This is a genomic window from Burkholderia pseudomultivorans (genome assembly GCF_902499075.1).
Taxonomy (GTDB): Bacteria; Pseudomonadota; Gammaproteobacteria; order Burkholderiales; family Burkholderiaceae; genus Burkholderia; species Burkholderia pseudomultivorans.
On record NZ_CABVPP010000010.1, the window covers coordinates 1 to 12,443 of the forward strand.

The following is a 12,443-nucleotide window of genomic DNA, read 5'->3' on the forward strand; positions in this document are numbered from 1 at the left end:
CGGCTGGCAGGATTCGAACCCACGACCCCTTGGTTCGTAGCCAAGTACTCTATCCAACTGAGCTACAGCCGCACGCAGAAGCGAAATTATAGCAGGGTTGTATAAAAAGGGAAGCCTTATTCGCAAAATATGCGGCGCGGCCTCGCGGGCGCGCCCTTCGTGTACCCTTGAAGCATCCGTTACCCGTATTGTTGAACCTGCATCATGAACAAGGCGTTTGTCAAAGAGTCGGACGGCGACGACGACGATCTCGACCAGGCCCAGCCCGCGATCCCGGCGGGCGCGAAGAACTACATCACGCCGGCCGGGCACAAGCGGCTCAGGGACGAGTTGCTGAACCTGATCGATGTCGAGCGACCCGAAGTCGTGCGGCTCGTCTCGTGGGCCGCGTCGAACGGCGACCGTTCGGAGAACGGCGACTATATCTACGGCAAGCGGCGGCTGCGCGAGATCGACCGCCGGATCCGCTTCCTGACCAAGCGGCTCGATCTTGCCGAGGTCGTCGATGCGAGCCGGCAGGAGAACGTCGACCAGGTGTTCTTCGGCGCAACCGTCGACTATGCGACGCCCGACGGCGAGGATCACACGATCACGATCGTCGGGATCGACGAGGTCGACCTCGACCGCGGCTGCGTGAGCTGGATCTCGCCCGTCGCGCGTGCGCTGATCAAGGCGAGGATCGGCGATACCGTCACGCTGATGACGCCGGCCGGCCCGCAGCCGATCGACGTGCTCGACGTTCGCTACCCAGCGGCAGGCGAGGCCTGAGCGCCGGCAGTGCTTTGCGGCAAGCAAAAAGCGCCCTGACCGGGCGCTTTTTCGTGGGCGGCATGACGGCTGCCGAACCGGCGTGCCGTCCGCTCAGAAGCGATGGCGCATGCCGGCCGTAACCGCGATCTGCTTGTTGGACGACGACGCGGTGCCGAGCCCGTTGATGTTCGCGCCGATCGGCAGGCCGTCCGCCAGCACGCGCTGGTACTCGCCCTGCAGATAGACGTCGGTGCGCTTGGACAGCGCATAGTCGGCCTGCAGGTTGAACTGGTGCCAGCTCGGCTTCTGGCCGTCGAGGCGGCCGTCGGTATACGTATAGGAGCCCGCGAGCGAGAGTGCCGGCGTCAGCGCGTAGCGGCCGTTCAGTTCGTAGTTGTTGAAGCGGGTGCTGCCGGCCAGCGGAATGCCGGACGACACGCCGGACTGTCCCGCGCTGATGGCGGCGGAATCGTTCAGATGCGTCTGCGTGAATACGAAGCCGGCCGTCGCGGGACCGAACGAGTAGTTCAGGCCCGCGCCCCAGGTGCGCTGCCGGCTGGCCGCGAAGGTCCAGTCGCCGGCCACCGCACCCGGATCGCTGGCCGCCTGCGACAGCGAGTTGATGTTGTTGTTCAGCTGCATGTATGCGGCCGCGACGTTGAAGCCCATGAAGTTGTACGACGCGCCGACGCTGTACGCACGGTTGTTCGAGAAATTGCTCGAATTCGAGAAGCCGTACAGCGCGCCGAACTTCAGCCCGCCATAGTTCGCACTCTGGTACTTGACCGCGTTGTTGATCCGGAACGAATTGTTCAGGTTGTCGTTGTCGAACGGGTGCGCGAACTGGGTGCCGCCATATTGCGTGCCGGTCAGCGACAGCGGGCCGAGATAGTCGACGACGCTGTCGTACTGGCGGCCGAGCGTCAGCGAGCCGTAGCTGTCGTGCGCGAGGCCGACGAACGCCTGTCGGCCGAATTCGCGGCCGTTCTGCTTCAGCGTGCCGTTGTTGATGCCGAAGCCGTTTTCCAACGTGAAGATCGCTTTCAGGCCGCCGCCGAGATCTTCGGTGCCACGCAGGCCCCAGCGGCTGCCGTTGATCGAGCCGCTCGTTTCCTGCCACGCGCTGTGGCCGCCCTGGTTGTTCGTGTAGGTGATGCCGGCGTCGATCAGGCCATATAGCGTGACGCTGCTTTGCGCATAGGCGGTCGTGACGAACGCGCCCGACAGTGCGGCGAAGATCAGGGTCTTTTTCATGGATCTGTCTCCAAACAGGATGATGTGTCGATCGAACCTGCTGCTGGCATCGGCGGCGCACATGGCGGCGCCGAGCCTGTCGGGCGGGGCGCCCTTGTCGAAATCCATCTGCAGTGTACGGAGTGACGCGGGCGCCGAAGAAAATTGCTTTAAGCAATACAGTATTTTGGATTCCGCAAGAATTGAGAAATGCGCTCAAACCCCCGTCCAGCAAGGATTTGCGGCAGTGCGGAAAACGAAGAGGTCGATCAGGAGTGCAGAAACGGCGTTGCGCAATCGCGACAGGATTCCGCAACGGGTGGGTGCCGCTATAGCGCGATTATTGACACATCGGCAATAGAGGTTTGTGCGGACCATTAATAATGCAAGGAAGTTATCTCGCTATACTGCGATCTCTGCTTTCCGAAGCAGACTTTTTCGTTGACGGAAAAGATCTCCAAACCTTTGTCGGCGCGACTTCCCAGTCGCGCTTTTTTTTGCCCCCTCGTTCCGTCCTTTATTGCGCGTACGAGCGCCGCTTGCGCTTGCCCGCGGGCGCGGGGGCCTCGGCGTCAGCCGGCGGCGGTGTGTACGTCCAGTCTTCCATCACGTAGTGACGGGCATCCAGCGGCGACGCCAGCAGGTTTTGCCAGTGGTCGCCATGCCAGGTCGGATCGAACTCGGTATCGCAAGGGGTTTCATGGGCGGCGTCGGCGAGCGCGCGGGACTTGCGGCGCATGCGCCCGAGTCGGCTCGCGAAGCGCTTGATTCCGTCCAGCCACATGACGCTCTCCCTCCAGTCAACACGATGTCAGCATCGCAACGTCCCCCGCTTTCCGCAACCGGAAAAAACCCGAGGAATTTACCGAATCGATTTGTCCCCGGTAGGATTTTCGTCCTCGAAATAATTGATGATCCGATCCCGGTAATATTGACAGGTTTTTGATGCGAATCAATTAATCATGGGTGATCGGGTACCGATTCCATCGGCATTAGCGCTTTTTTGATAAAGCAGTCGCCAAAAATTTTCTTGACGCACCCGGATCGCCCAATTTATAAAGTCAGCACTCCGCCCCCGGGCGGTGGGCTGGCGCGGCTGCCGGCGTACGGCTTCGGGATTTCGGGAAACGGCTATAACAGTAGCTTTTTTGATCTAATCCAGTGGGGAACGAAGGTATGGATACCGGTATCGTGAAATGGTTTAACGATGCTAAAGGTTTCGGCTTCATTACGTCGGACAATGGTGGTGAGGATTTGTTTGCGCATTTTTCCGAAATCCGGATGGACGGCTTCAAGACACTGAAGGAAAACCAGCGCGTTTCCTTCGATGTGAAAGTCGGCCCGAAGGGCAAGCAGGCCGCGAATATCCAGGCGATCTGACGCGCCGCGCGTTGCCGATCACGTCCGGCCCCCGTATTGCGGGGGCTTTTTGCATTTCGGGGGCGGAAAAGGGTGGGGCGCCGGGCTGGCCGCGAACCCGCCGGCCGGTGCATACTCACGGAAGCGTCGCTTTTCCGTCCTTTCATGTCCGATTTCCGCCCGTCCGATCCTGCCTGCGAGCAGCCGCTCGTTTTCGTCGACCTTGAAACCACCGGCGGCTCGTCCGCCGAGCATCGCATCACCGAAATCGGGGTCGTCGAAATCGGTCCGCTCGGCGTGTCGACCTGGACCTCGCTCGTCAATCCCGGACAGCCGATTCCGCCGTTCATCCAGCAACTGACGGGCATTTCGGATGAGATGGTGCGTGACGCGCCGTCGTTCGCGTCGCTCGCGCCGGTGCTGTTCGAGCGGCTCGACGGCAAGCTGTTCGTCGCGCACAACGCGAGCTTCGATCGCGGCTTCTTGCGCGCCGAGTTCGAGCGGGCCGGCTTTGCATTCAATCCCGACGTACTGTGCACGGTGCGGCTGTCGCGTGCGCTGTTCCCGCGCGAGTCGCGGCACGGGCTCGATGCGCTGATCGCGCGGCACGGCCTCGTGCCGGCGGCGCGCCACCGCGCGCTCGCGGACGCCGATCTGCTGTGGCAGTTCTGGCGCCAACTGCACGAGATCGTGCCGCTCGAACGGCTGCGCGACCAGATCGCGCGCACGACGCGCCATTTCCGACTGGGGGGCGAGCTGACGGAGGCGTGGCTCGACACGGCGCCGGCCGGCTGTGGCGCGTATGCGCTGTTCGGCGAAGCCGACGCGCCGCTTTACGTCGGCCGCAGCGTGCGCGTGCGGCAGCGGCTGCGCGCGCTGCTGACGGGCGAGCGGCGTTCGGCGAAGGAAATGCGGCTCGCGCAGCAGGTGCGGCGCGTCGAATGGCGGGAAACCGGTAATGAACTGGGCGCGATGCTTGCCGAAGCGCAGTGGATCGCCCGCCTGCGCCCGTCGTTCAACCGTCGTCCCGCCGATGCGGGCCGCGCGGGGGCCGCCCCCTGGCCGTTCGACGGCGCGGTCGCATTCGAGGCGCACGGCGAGCGCCGGCTGTTCCACGTGATCGACAGCTGGCGCTACCTCGGCGCGGCGGAATCGCTCGACGCCGCCGCGCGACTCGCGGCCGACGGCATGGACGGCGCATTCGAACCGTTTACCCACCGCCTGTTGCAGACCCATCTCACGCGCGGTCTGCAACTGATCCCGCTCGCGGCGCTCACGCCGGCCGGGTGAGCGGGGCGCCGCGCGGATCGCGCGGCGTTATCGTGGGCTGAGTCGCAGCCTCGACTTCAACCGATCGCGCTTGCGCCACCGGCCGCGCACACATGCGACAGCGCGGTATCGAGCGCCTGCGTCTGCCCGGAGTCGTAGCGCGTGAGCGTCTTCCAGTTTGCGATGCTGCGCGCGAGCCGCGCCTGGCAGTCGGGCGCCTCGCGCAGCGGCGCGACCTGCGCCAGTCCCGCGAGCATTTTCTGCGTCAGCCGGTCGAGTGCCGGGCGCGTGCCGGTCGCAAGATCGGGCGGCGTGCCTTCGGGCGGGCGCGTCGCGCGCCAGGTGGCGAACAGCGCATTCTGCACGTCCTTGCTGGCAGCGATCTGATCTTCGAAGAACGTGCGCGCGAACGCGGGATCGACGCCGCTCTGCGGCGCGCGCTTGACGACGTTTGCCAGCAGCGCGGCTTCGCGCGGCCGGTCCTCGATCGGCTGGTGATTGGCCCACTTCCAGCGCGCGACGGGTTCGGCGAGCGCGAGGCGCTGCGACGCGAGCGCGACGAGGTTGGTGAGCGCGGTGTCGTCGCCGTCGGCGCTGGCGCGTTGCGACGGGACGAAAAGGGCGACGCCGAGCGCGGCGGCAGCGACGCTGACACGAATGGCTTGCTTCATCGGGACGATCGGGGAAACCGGGCGGGCCGGAGGTGGAAAACCAGAAGGATAGACGAAGACAGTCGCGCGGCGGAACGACGCGACAGCAGAATCAGCGGGCGAGCCGATCCGGCACCGTCAGGCCGTTGCAGCCCGGGTGCGAAGGGAACTGCGCCGAAAACGCAGTGATGTACCGCACGATGGCGACGATCGACACGTGGCGGTTACAGAGCGGAACGGTCGTTCACTTCGGCGAGTACAGCTTGTGCTGCTCGTCGAAGAACGCCCGGACATGCTCGGGCAATTCGGCGAGGAATTCCACGCCGACGGGTTCCGGATCCGGGCTCATCACTTGCTCGGGCGGCGGCATGCGGGTCGGTCTTTCGTCCATGATCGTTTCTCCAGCAGGTGCAATGATTATCAACCTCGCGCTCGGATTTATGCCAGTGGCGAATCGTTAGATTTTGTCTCTGTTGTATTAACGGCACATGCGCTGCGGCGTGCAGTGCGATGCCGGCTATTACCCTCTGCAGAATCGGCAACAATCGAGTCGCTTGTTATACTTGCGCGCACTTTTTTCTGAGCCGCGATGAAACGAACGACGCGATGGATCGGCCTCGTCTGGCTGGCGCTGGTACTGAACGTACTGTCGCCTGTCATCGGCTATGCGCGTCTTGCGTCGAGCGGTTCCGGCGAACTCCCGCTCGATTTGTGCAGTGCGGCGGGCGCGCATCGGGTCGTCCTCGCGCAGGCCGGCGGCGACCGCGGTACGTCGTCGCTCGATCATGCCGGCGTCGCGCACTGCGTGTATTGCCCGGGCTTCGCGGCGAACGTCGCGCTCGGCGCGAGCCTGCCCGCGCTGCCGGGCTTCGTGCGGTCGTACGCGTACCGTGCGGTGACGCCGGTCGTCGCCGATTTGCCGCGCAATCGCATCCGTCTCGCGCAACCGCGCGCCCCGCCTGAAAACGCTCCGATCTGATTGATGTCGCTCGCGCGCCCCGACGGCGCGCGTGCCGTCCGTGGCCAGGGCCGCGTGCCGTGCCGTTCGCGCGCGGTGCGCCGCCCTGCGCGCGACGGCATCCGATCCCGTTTTCAGGAATGCACTCATGTCGTTCTCTTTCACCGCGCGTTCATCGCGCGGCCGGCTCGCGCTCGCGTGCGCAGCCGCTTTCGCGTTGCCTGCCGCCCATGCGGCATCGACGGACGGCGCGCACGTCGATCCGCGCGAGGACGCTGCCGGCCGATCCGCCGGCGCAGCCTCGTCTTCCGCACCGGCCGCCGCCGTCGTCGCGACCTCGTCCGCGGCGCCGGCGGACGATACGCTGCGCGCCGTCAGCGTGACCGCCCGGCGGCAGCCGGTCGATCCGGATACACCGGCCGTCGTCGAGTCGATCACGCGCGAGCAGATCGACTCGCACACCAACGTCACGACCGAGGACGCGCTGAAATATGCGTCGAACCTGATGGTCCGCAAGCGCTACATCGGCGACCGCAACAGCGTGTTCGCCGGCCGCGATTTCAACGAGCTGCAGAGTGCGCGCGGGCTCGTGTATGCGGACGGGCTACTGCTGTCGAACCTGCTCGGCTCGAGCTATGCGTATCCGCCGCGCTGGTCGCTGATCCCGCCCGACGACATCGCGCGCGTCGACGTGCTGTACGGCCCGTTTTCCGCGCTGTATCCGGGCAATGCGATCGGCTCGACCGTGCTGCTCACGACGCGCCGTCCGGAAAAACTCGAGGCGTCGCTGTCGACGCAGTTCTTCACGCAGCGCTATCACGACGGCTATGGCTTTGCCGACAGCTTCGGCGGCAATCATCAGACCGCGCGAATCGCGAACCGCGTCGGCCGCTTCTGGTTCGCGCTGTCGCTCGACCGGCTCGAGAACGACAGTCAGCCGATGCAGTACGCGAGCCCCAATGCCGCGTACAACCCGAAACTCGGCCCCGCGGTGCCCGTGACGGGCGCGGCGGTCGACATCGGGCCGAACGGCAAGCCGCGCACGATCGTCGGCGCGCAGTCGCTCGAGCGGACCGAGCAGATCAACGAGACGGTGCGGATGGGCTATGCGTTCACCGACCACGTCGACGCGACGCTCACGCTTGGCCACTGGGAGAATCATTACCGGCAGCACGGCGAGACCTTCCTGCGCGATGCGGCCGGCAATCCGGTCTACGGCGGCAACGTGTCGATCGGCGGGCAGAACATGACCGTCGCGCCGAGCGCGTTCGCCCCGCAGCGCGGCGACCAGGAGAACTGGCTGTACGCGCTCGGCCTGAACGGCCGGCTCGATTCGGGCTGGCGGCTGTCGGGCATCGTGTCCGCGTACGACGTGTCGCGCGACGTGCAGCGCGCCGCGTCGACCGCGCAGGGCGGCGCGGGCACGCTGTTCCAGGGCGACGGCACGGGCTGGCGCACACTCGATCTGAAGGCCGAGGCGCCGGAAGTGAAGGGCCACACATTCACGTTCGGCTACCACTACGACAACTACTTCCTGCGCAGCGTCACGTACAACACGGCCGACTGGCTGGCCGGCCCGACCACGTCGCTCGCGAGCGTCTACCGCGGCGACACGCGCACGCAGGCGCTGTTCGCGCAGGACGCCTGGCGCGTCGCGCCGGGCTGGCTCGCGACGCTCGGCCTGCGGTACGAACGCTGGGACGCATACGGCGGCGCGCTCGGCAACGCGAGCGGCACGCTCGGCTATGCGGACCGCAGCGCGAATGCGCTGTCGCCGAAACTGGCGCTGCAATGGGATGCGACGGACGTGTGGCGGTTCCGCGTGTCGTTCGCGACCGGCACGCGCTTTCCGACGGTCGGCGAGCTGTTCCAGGGCACGATCTCGAACAACGCGATCGTCAACAACAACCCGAACCTGCGGCCGGAAAAGGCGATCGACTGGGACTTCACCGCCGAGCGCGACGTGGGGGTTGGCGTCGTGCGCGCGAGCGTGTTCCAGAGCGACCTGCGCGATTCGATCTACAGCCAGACGACCGTGTCGGGCGCGTCGACCGTCACCAACATCTCGAACGTCGACCGTGTGCGCGTGCGTGGCGTCGAACTCGCGTTCAGCGGCGAGAACGTCGGACTGAAGGGGCTGTCGGTCGATGCGAACGTATCGGCGAGCAATGCGCAGATCCTGGCCGACGCGGCGAACCCTGCATACGTCGGCTCGCGTTTTCCGCGCATCCCGCGCATGCGCGCGAACCTGCTCGCGTCGTACCGCTTCGACGAGCACTGGCTCGCGAGCGTCGGCGTGCGCTACTCGGGCCGCCAGTTCAACACGCTCGACAACAGCGACGTGAATCCGGACGTCTATGGCGGCACGAGCGCCTTCACGGTCGTCGACCTGAAGGCGCGCTATCGCTTCGATCGTCACTGGACCGCGTCGGTCGGCATCGACAACCTGACCGATCGCCGCTACTACGTGTTCCACCCGTATCCGGGCCGCACGTTCTACGGAGAGCTGAAATGGTCGCTGTGAAAGCGCTTACGAGCACGAGCGCATCGGCCGGCGGCGGGTTGACGAGCGACCTGCTCGATCGCCGGTCGCGGTGCCCCGAGCGTCGCTGAGACGGGCGCGACGTGCGGCGAATGCCGCCGCGCGCCGTGCCCGATACAAAAACGCGCCCGAAGGCGCGTGGAGACGATCGTCAGGCCGCTCGCTTGAATAGACGGATCACGAACAGCAGGATCACTGCGCCGACGACCGCGACGATCACCGAGCCGACGAAGCCGCTGCCGATGCTGATGCCGAGGATCCCGGCAAGCCAGCCGCCGATCACCGCACCGACGATCCCGACGATGATGTCGACGATCAGCCCGAACCCGCCGCCCTTGACGAGCAGTCCGGCGAGCCAGCCGGCGATCGCGCCGATGATGAGCCACATAATCAAGCCATGAGTCATGGTGGTCCTCTCCTTGTGTTGAGTCGAAATGACCGGACGTCGGCTGTGTCGCCGCAAGCTCGATGCAGGCGGCTTCGCGACCCGCCGCGCCGCCCCCGCAATGTAACGCGATAGGCGGGTCGGAATCGTTAAGTAATGTTATGCACCCTTAACTGGATTTTCCAGGGAATTCGTCTGCACAGGACGCGAAGTGTGTGCAAACCCGGCTTGATGAAATGGATCTGTAAGAAACGGGCGGCGCGTTATTGCCCGAGCGTCGATGCCGGCGCGAATGCATCGGGCAGTCCGTCGCCCGCATCGGCGATCAGTCGCGTGACGGTGGCGGTGTCGCCGATCGCCTCGATTGCGAGCAGTGCGAAGCGAGCGAGAAAGAGCGGCGCATCGGTTTGGCCGATGCGGGTCATCGTCGTGCAAAGGTCGGTGTAGAGCATGTCGCGTTCGGCGTCTGTCATCGTGCGTTCTCCTGAGGATGGGGTGCGGCGTGCGGGCGCAGGCCCGCCCGTTCGAGCGCGGCCGTCAGATCGTCGGCGTGCGCGTCGTGCCAGCGGCCGAGTACGTGTCCGTCGGGCCGCACGAGATAGACGGTGCCGTCGCGCGCGCCGTACATGCGGAACAGCCGGCCGTCGTCGTCGTAGCCTCGGCAGGACGGCTGCCGCGGCGCCGCGTGCCGCGCCAGCACGACGAGCGCGAACGGCACGCCGGCGCGACGCAGCCGCAGTTCGAGATCGGCGAGCGACGGATCGGGCATGCCGTCGGCGGTGAAGCAGAGCGCGGTGAAGCGCGGCGCAACGAGGTCGGTCAGATGACCGCGGCGTGCGTCGTCATGCTGCGCCGCATGCAGCATCAGCGGGCATTCGGCGAGCACCGTGCCGGGCGGGGGCCCGGCGTCGAACGCGTCGCGCTCGGCGGCGTTGAGCGGCGACGCCGTATACGCGATCGGCGACGTCTGGCGCGGATTGATCAGCGAGCGCAGCGCAGGATGCCGGGTCGCGAGCGACAGCACGGCCTTGCGCATCAGCGCGAACGCGAACGACGGCGGCGCCATGAATTCGGTGCTCTTGGTGCCGTAGCGCAGATTCTCGTGCGTCGCGAACACGCGCTCGTCGGAATAGCTGTCGAGCAGCGTGTCCGCTGCGAGGCCGCGGATCACGTACGCGAGCTTCCACGCGACATTGTCGGCGTCGTCGATGCCCGAGTTGGCGCCGCGCACGCCGAAGATCGGCACGAGATGCGCGGCGTCGCCGCAGAACAGCACGCGGCCGTGCCGATACCGTTCGAGCGTCAGCGCATTCGCCTTGTAGATCGTGATCCAGATCGGCGACCAGTCGCCGCGCTCGCCCATCATGTCGAGCAGGTTCTGCACGCGCGGCATCACGTTCTCCGGTTTCACGGCCGCTTCGGCATCCTCGTCGTCGCGCAACTGATAGTCGATCCGCCAGACGTTGTCGGGCTGCTTGTGAACGAGCACCGTCGAGCCCGGATTCGACGACGGGTCGAAATAGGCGAGCCGCTCGGTCGGCCTGTCGCTGTCGAGCGCAATGTCGACGATCACATAGCGCCCCTCGTAGCTCGTGCCCCGAAGCGACAGGCCGAGCGCGTCGCGCATCGTGCTGCGTCCGCCGTCGCACGCGACGATCCAGTCGGCGTCGAGCGCATAGCCGCCGAGCGGCGTGTCGACGTCCAGGCGCACGCCGTCCTGCTGTTGTGCCACGCCGACGACCTTCGTCTGCCAGCGGATCTCGATCAGGTCGGGGCGGCGTCGCGCGGCGTCGAGCAGGAACTGTTCGATGTGGTACTGCGCGAGGTTCACCATCGGCGGCAGCTTTTGGTTCTCGTCCTGCGGCATCGTGAAGTGCAGCACCTCGTCGGTGCGGTAGAAGCTGCGTCCGCCGGTCCACGGCAGCCCGACACGCAGGAAGTCGTCGAGCGCGCCGAGCCGCTCGATGATCTCCAGGCTGCGCCGCGAGATGCAGATGGCGCGGCTGCCGTGGCAGACCGCGTCGTCGGCCTCGAGCAGCACGCTGCGGATCCCGTGGTTCGCGAGTCCGAGCGCGACGGAGAGGCCCACCGGGCCGCCGCCGACGATCGCGACGGCGTGCCGCTGCGTGTCGACGCCGTGCTCGAGCGGCGGCAGGTGGGCGGGATGGCGCTCGGCGACGAACGGATATGGCTTGAATTCGATGCCCATCGTGATTGGCTTCCAGGTGGATGGAGGGCGATGCGCGCATGCGGCGATGCATGCGATTCGTCCGTGCAGTATGGAAGCCGGCCGGCGTACCGCTGTCCCCATTCCGGGTACGGCACCGGACCGGGATTTACCCCGATGCGTGCGGTGCAGGCAGGCGCTGCCCGGTCAGGGCTGCAGGCACAGCGCGAACAGCTGGCGCTGGCTCGAAATGCCGAGGCGGCGATATGCGCGCTTCTGGTAGGTCACGACGCTCGATGCCTTCACGCCGATCGTTTCGCCGATCTCGTGCGCACTCTGGCCATCGAGCACGCCGCGCAGCACGTCGAGCTCGCGCTTGGACAGCGTCGGGCATGCGCTGCGCAGGCGCGCGAGCATCCGCTGCGGGATGTCGATCTGCATGGCGCCGGCAAGCGCGTAGTGATGTTTCGCGGCCTGCGCGATCAGCGGCGCGAGCGCCTCGATCTCGGCGATCGCGCGCGGCTCGAACGCGCCGCTGCGATGCGCGCGGTACAGGTTGATCGACAGCCAGACCGCGTCGTCGGGCTGCATCAGCAGCGACAGGCGGTCGGAGACGTCGGGGGCGCGGTAGCAGGCCGCGCGATACGCGTCGTGACCGATCTCGTCGCCGGCCTGCTGATGCAGCAGCAGGTCGCGGCGATGCGCGCCGCGCGGTGTGGTCGACACGATCGTCTGGTTGCCGTCGAGCGCGTAGAAGTGCCGCGCATAGGTGTCGGCGACGTCGCGCAGATAGCGGCCGCCGCGATGGTCGGCGACCGATACCGTGCGCGGGCGGTTGCCGAACTCGTACGCGAAGACCGTGCATTGCGTGACCGACAGCGCATCGTCGAACAGCTTCAGCACTTCGGTCGCGAACGCGTTCGGCTCGCTGCTGCCGATCGCGGCAACGAGACTCGTCGCGCGGGACACGTGCAGTTGCCCGGAGAGGTTCGGTCGCTCGAGACGCCAGGTGCGCATGATGCAGGAGAAGGGCGGGGGGATCCGGCGATTGTAATCGGCGGAATGCAGCGCGTGAGTCGGGGGATGCCCGCAAGCGGAGCCGGGGGAGAGGGCGTGCACGATTGCGCGCG

The 12,443-nt window shown here is 66.3% G+C and carries 13 protein-coding genes; 5 read left to right on the forward strand and 8 right to left on the reverse strand.

Features of this window, described 5'->3' with window-relative positions; translation table 11 throughout:
* Positions 1 to 204 precede the first annotated feature (204 nt).
* Positions 205 to 768 carry a transcription elongation factor GreB gene (greB, locus tag BST28156_RS09610; protein ID WP_009690986.1) on the forward strand — a complete coding sequence of 188 codons (564 nt, stop codon included), beginning with the start codon at positions 205 to 207 and terminating at the stop codon, positions 766 to 768.
* 93 nt (positions 769 to 861) lie between these two features.
* Here greB and BST28156_RS09615 read toward each other — a convergent pair whose 3' ends face one another.
* Positions 862 to 2,004, reverse strand: a complete 1,143-nt coding sequence (locus BST28156_RS09615; RefSeq protein ID WP_174902074.1) for a porin — start codon at positions 2,002 to 2,004, stop codon at positions 862 to 864.
* 496 nt (positions 2,005 to 2,500) lie between these two features.
* Entirely contained in the window at positions 2,501 to 2,767 is a 267-nt protein-coding gene (locus tag BST28156_RS09620) for a hypothetical protein (protein WP_174902075.1), read from the reverse strand.
* A 392-nt stretch (positions 2,768 to 3,159) separates the two neighbouring features.
* Between BST28156_RS09620 and BST28156_RS09625 the strand changes: the two genes are divergently transcribed.
* Both BST28156_RS09625 and BST28156_RS09630 read left to right on the forward strand, forming a co-directional pair.
* Positions 3,160 to 3,363, forward strand: coding sequence for a cold-shock protein (locus BST28156_RS09625; RefSeq protein ID WP_006764903.1), 204 nt, complete (start codon positions 3,160 to 3,162; stop codon positions 3,361 to 3,363).
* Between the two features lie 144 nt (positions 3,364 to 3,507).
* Entirely contained in the window at positions 3,508 to 4,632 is a 1,125-nt protein-coding gene (locus tag BST28156_RS09630; RefSeq protein WP_174902076.1) for an exonuclease domain-containing protein, read from the forward strand.
* Between the two features lie 56 nt (positions 4,633 to 4,688).
* On the opposite strand, the gene BST28156_RS09635 is transcribed toward BST28156_RS09630, so the two are convergent.
* The gene (locus BST28156_RS09635) at positions 4,689 to 5,282 is read right to left on the reverse strand and encodes a chorismate mutase (RefSeq protein WP_174902077.1); all 594 of its coding nucleotides are present in this window, start codon (positions 5,280 to 5,282) and stop codon (positions 4,689 to 4,691) included.
* Between the two features lie 223 nt (positions 5,283 to 5,505).
* On the reverse strand, positions 5,506 to 5,652 hold the full coding sequence (locus BST28156_RS09640; protein WP_009690993.1) for a hypothetical protein: 147 nt from the start codon (positions 5,650 to 5,652) through the stop codon (positions 5,506 to 5,508).
* A gap of 198 nt (positions 5,653 to 5,850) precedes the next feature.
* Here BST28156_RS09640 and BST28156_RS09645 point away from each other — a divergent pair, with 198 nt between their 5' ends.
* Both BST28156_RS09645 and BST28156_RS09650 read left to right on the forward strand, forming a co-directional pair.
* Positions 5,851 to 6,240 carry a DUF2946 domain-containing protein gene (locus BST28156_RS09645; RefSeq protein WP_060242567.1) on the forward strand — a complete coding sequence of 130 codons (390 nt, stop codon included), beginning with the start codon at positions 5,851 to 5,853 and terminating at the stop codon, positions 6,238 to 6,240.
* Positions 6,241 to 6,367: 127 nt separating this feature from the next.
* Positions 6,368 to 8,743: a TonB-dependent receptor gene (locus BST28156_RS09650; protein WP_174902078.1), complete on the forward strand. Its 2,376-nt coding sequence runs from the start codon at positions 6,368 to 6,370 to the stop codon at positions 8,741 to 8,743.
* 169 nt (positions 8,744 to 8,912) lie between these two features.
* On the opposite strand, the gene BST28156_RS09655 is transcribed toward BST28156_RS09650, so the two are convergent.
* The 4 genes from BST28156_RS09655 to BST28156_RS09670 form a co-directional block, all read right to left on the reverse strand.
* Positions 8,913 to 9,167 (reverse strand): GlsB/YeaQ/YmgE family stress response membrane protein, encoded by a 255-nt coding sequence (locus tag BST28156_RS09655; RefSeq protein ID WP_060242572.1) that lies wholly within the window; start codon positions 9,165 to 9,167, stop codon positions 8,913 to 8,915.
* 242 nt (positions 9,168 to 9,409) lie between these two features.
* Positions 9,410 to 9,619: a hypothetical protein gene (locus tag BST28156_RS09660; protein ID WP_060242575.1), complete on the reverse strand. Its 210-nt coding sequence runs from the start codon at positions 9,617 to 9,619 to the stop codon at positions 9,410 to 9,412.
* On the reverse strand, positions 9,616 to 11,355 hold the full coding sequence (locus BST28156_RS09665) for an FAD-dependent oxidoreductase (RefSeq protein ID WP_174902079.1): 1,740 nt from the start codon (positions 11,353 to 11,355) through the stop codon (positions 9,616 to 9,618). Before BST28156_RS09665 ends, BST28156_RS09660 begins: the two co-directional genes overlap by 4 nt.
* A gap of 165 nt (positions 11,356 to 11,520) precedes the next feature.
* Positions 11,521 to 12,330 carry a helix-turn-helix transcriptional regulator gene (locus tag BST28156_RS09670; RefSeq protein WP_060242580.1) on the reverse strand — a complete coding sequence of 270 codons (810 nt, stop codon included), beginning with the start codon at positions 12,328 to 12,330 and terminating at the stop codon, positions 11,521 to 11,523.
* Positions 12,331 to 12,443: the final 113 nt, after the last annotated feature.

Coding starts and splice junctions, on each gene's coding strand:
- BST28156_RS09630 (WP_174902076.1), top strand. CDS start 3,508: ATGTCCGATTTCCGCCCGTCCGATCCTGCCTGCGAGCAGCCGCTCGTT.
- BST28156_RS09655 (WP_060242572.1), bottom strand. CDS start 9,167: ATGACTCATGGCTTGATTATGTGGCTCATCATCGGCGCGATCGCCGGC.
- greB (WP_009690986.1), top strand. CDS start 205: ATGAACAAGGCGTTTGTCAAAGAGTCGGACGGCGACGACGACGATCTC.
- BST28156_RS09625 (WP_006764903.1), top strand. CDS start 3,160: ATGGATACCGGTATCGTGAAATGGTTTAACGATGCTAAAGGTTTCGGC.
- BST28156_RS09650 (WP_174902078.1), top strand. CDS start 6,368: ATGTCGTTCTCTTTCACCGCGCGTTCATCGCGCGGCCGGCTCGCGCTC.
- BST28156_RS09615 (WP_174902074.1), bottom strand. CDS start 2,004: ATGAAAAAGACCCTGATCTTCGCCGCACTGTCGGGCGCGTTCGTCACG.
- BST28156_RS09670 (WP_060242580.1), bottom strand. CDS start 12,330: ATGCGCACCTGGCGTCTCGAGCGACCGAACCTCTCCGGGCAACTGCAC.
- BST28156_RS09660 (WP_060242575.1), bottom strand. CDS start 9,619: ATGACAGACGCCGAACGCGACATGCTCTACACCGACCTTTGCACGACG.
- BST28156_RS09635 (WP_174902077.1), bottom strand. CDS start 5,282: ATGAAGCAAGCCATTCGTGTCAGCGTCGCTGCCGCCGCGCTCGGCGTC.
- BST28156_RS09645 (WP_060242567.1), top strand. CDS start 5,851: ATGAAACGAACGACGCGATGGATCGGCCTCGTCTGGCTGGCGCTGGTA.
- BST28156_RS09620 (WP_174902075.1), bottom strand. CDS start 2,767: ATGTGGCTGGACGGAATCAAGCGCTTCGCGAGCCGACTCGGGCGCATG.
- BST28156_RS09665 (WP_174902079.1), bottom strand. CDS start 11,355: ATGGGCATCGAATTCAAGCCATATCCGTTCGTCGCCGAGCGCCATCCC.
- BST28156_RS09640 (WP_009690993.1), bottom strand. CDS start 5,652: ATGGACGAAAGACCGACCCGCATGCCGCCGCCCGAGCAAGTGATGAGC.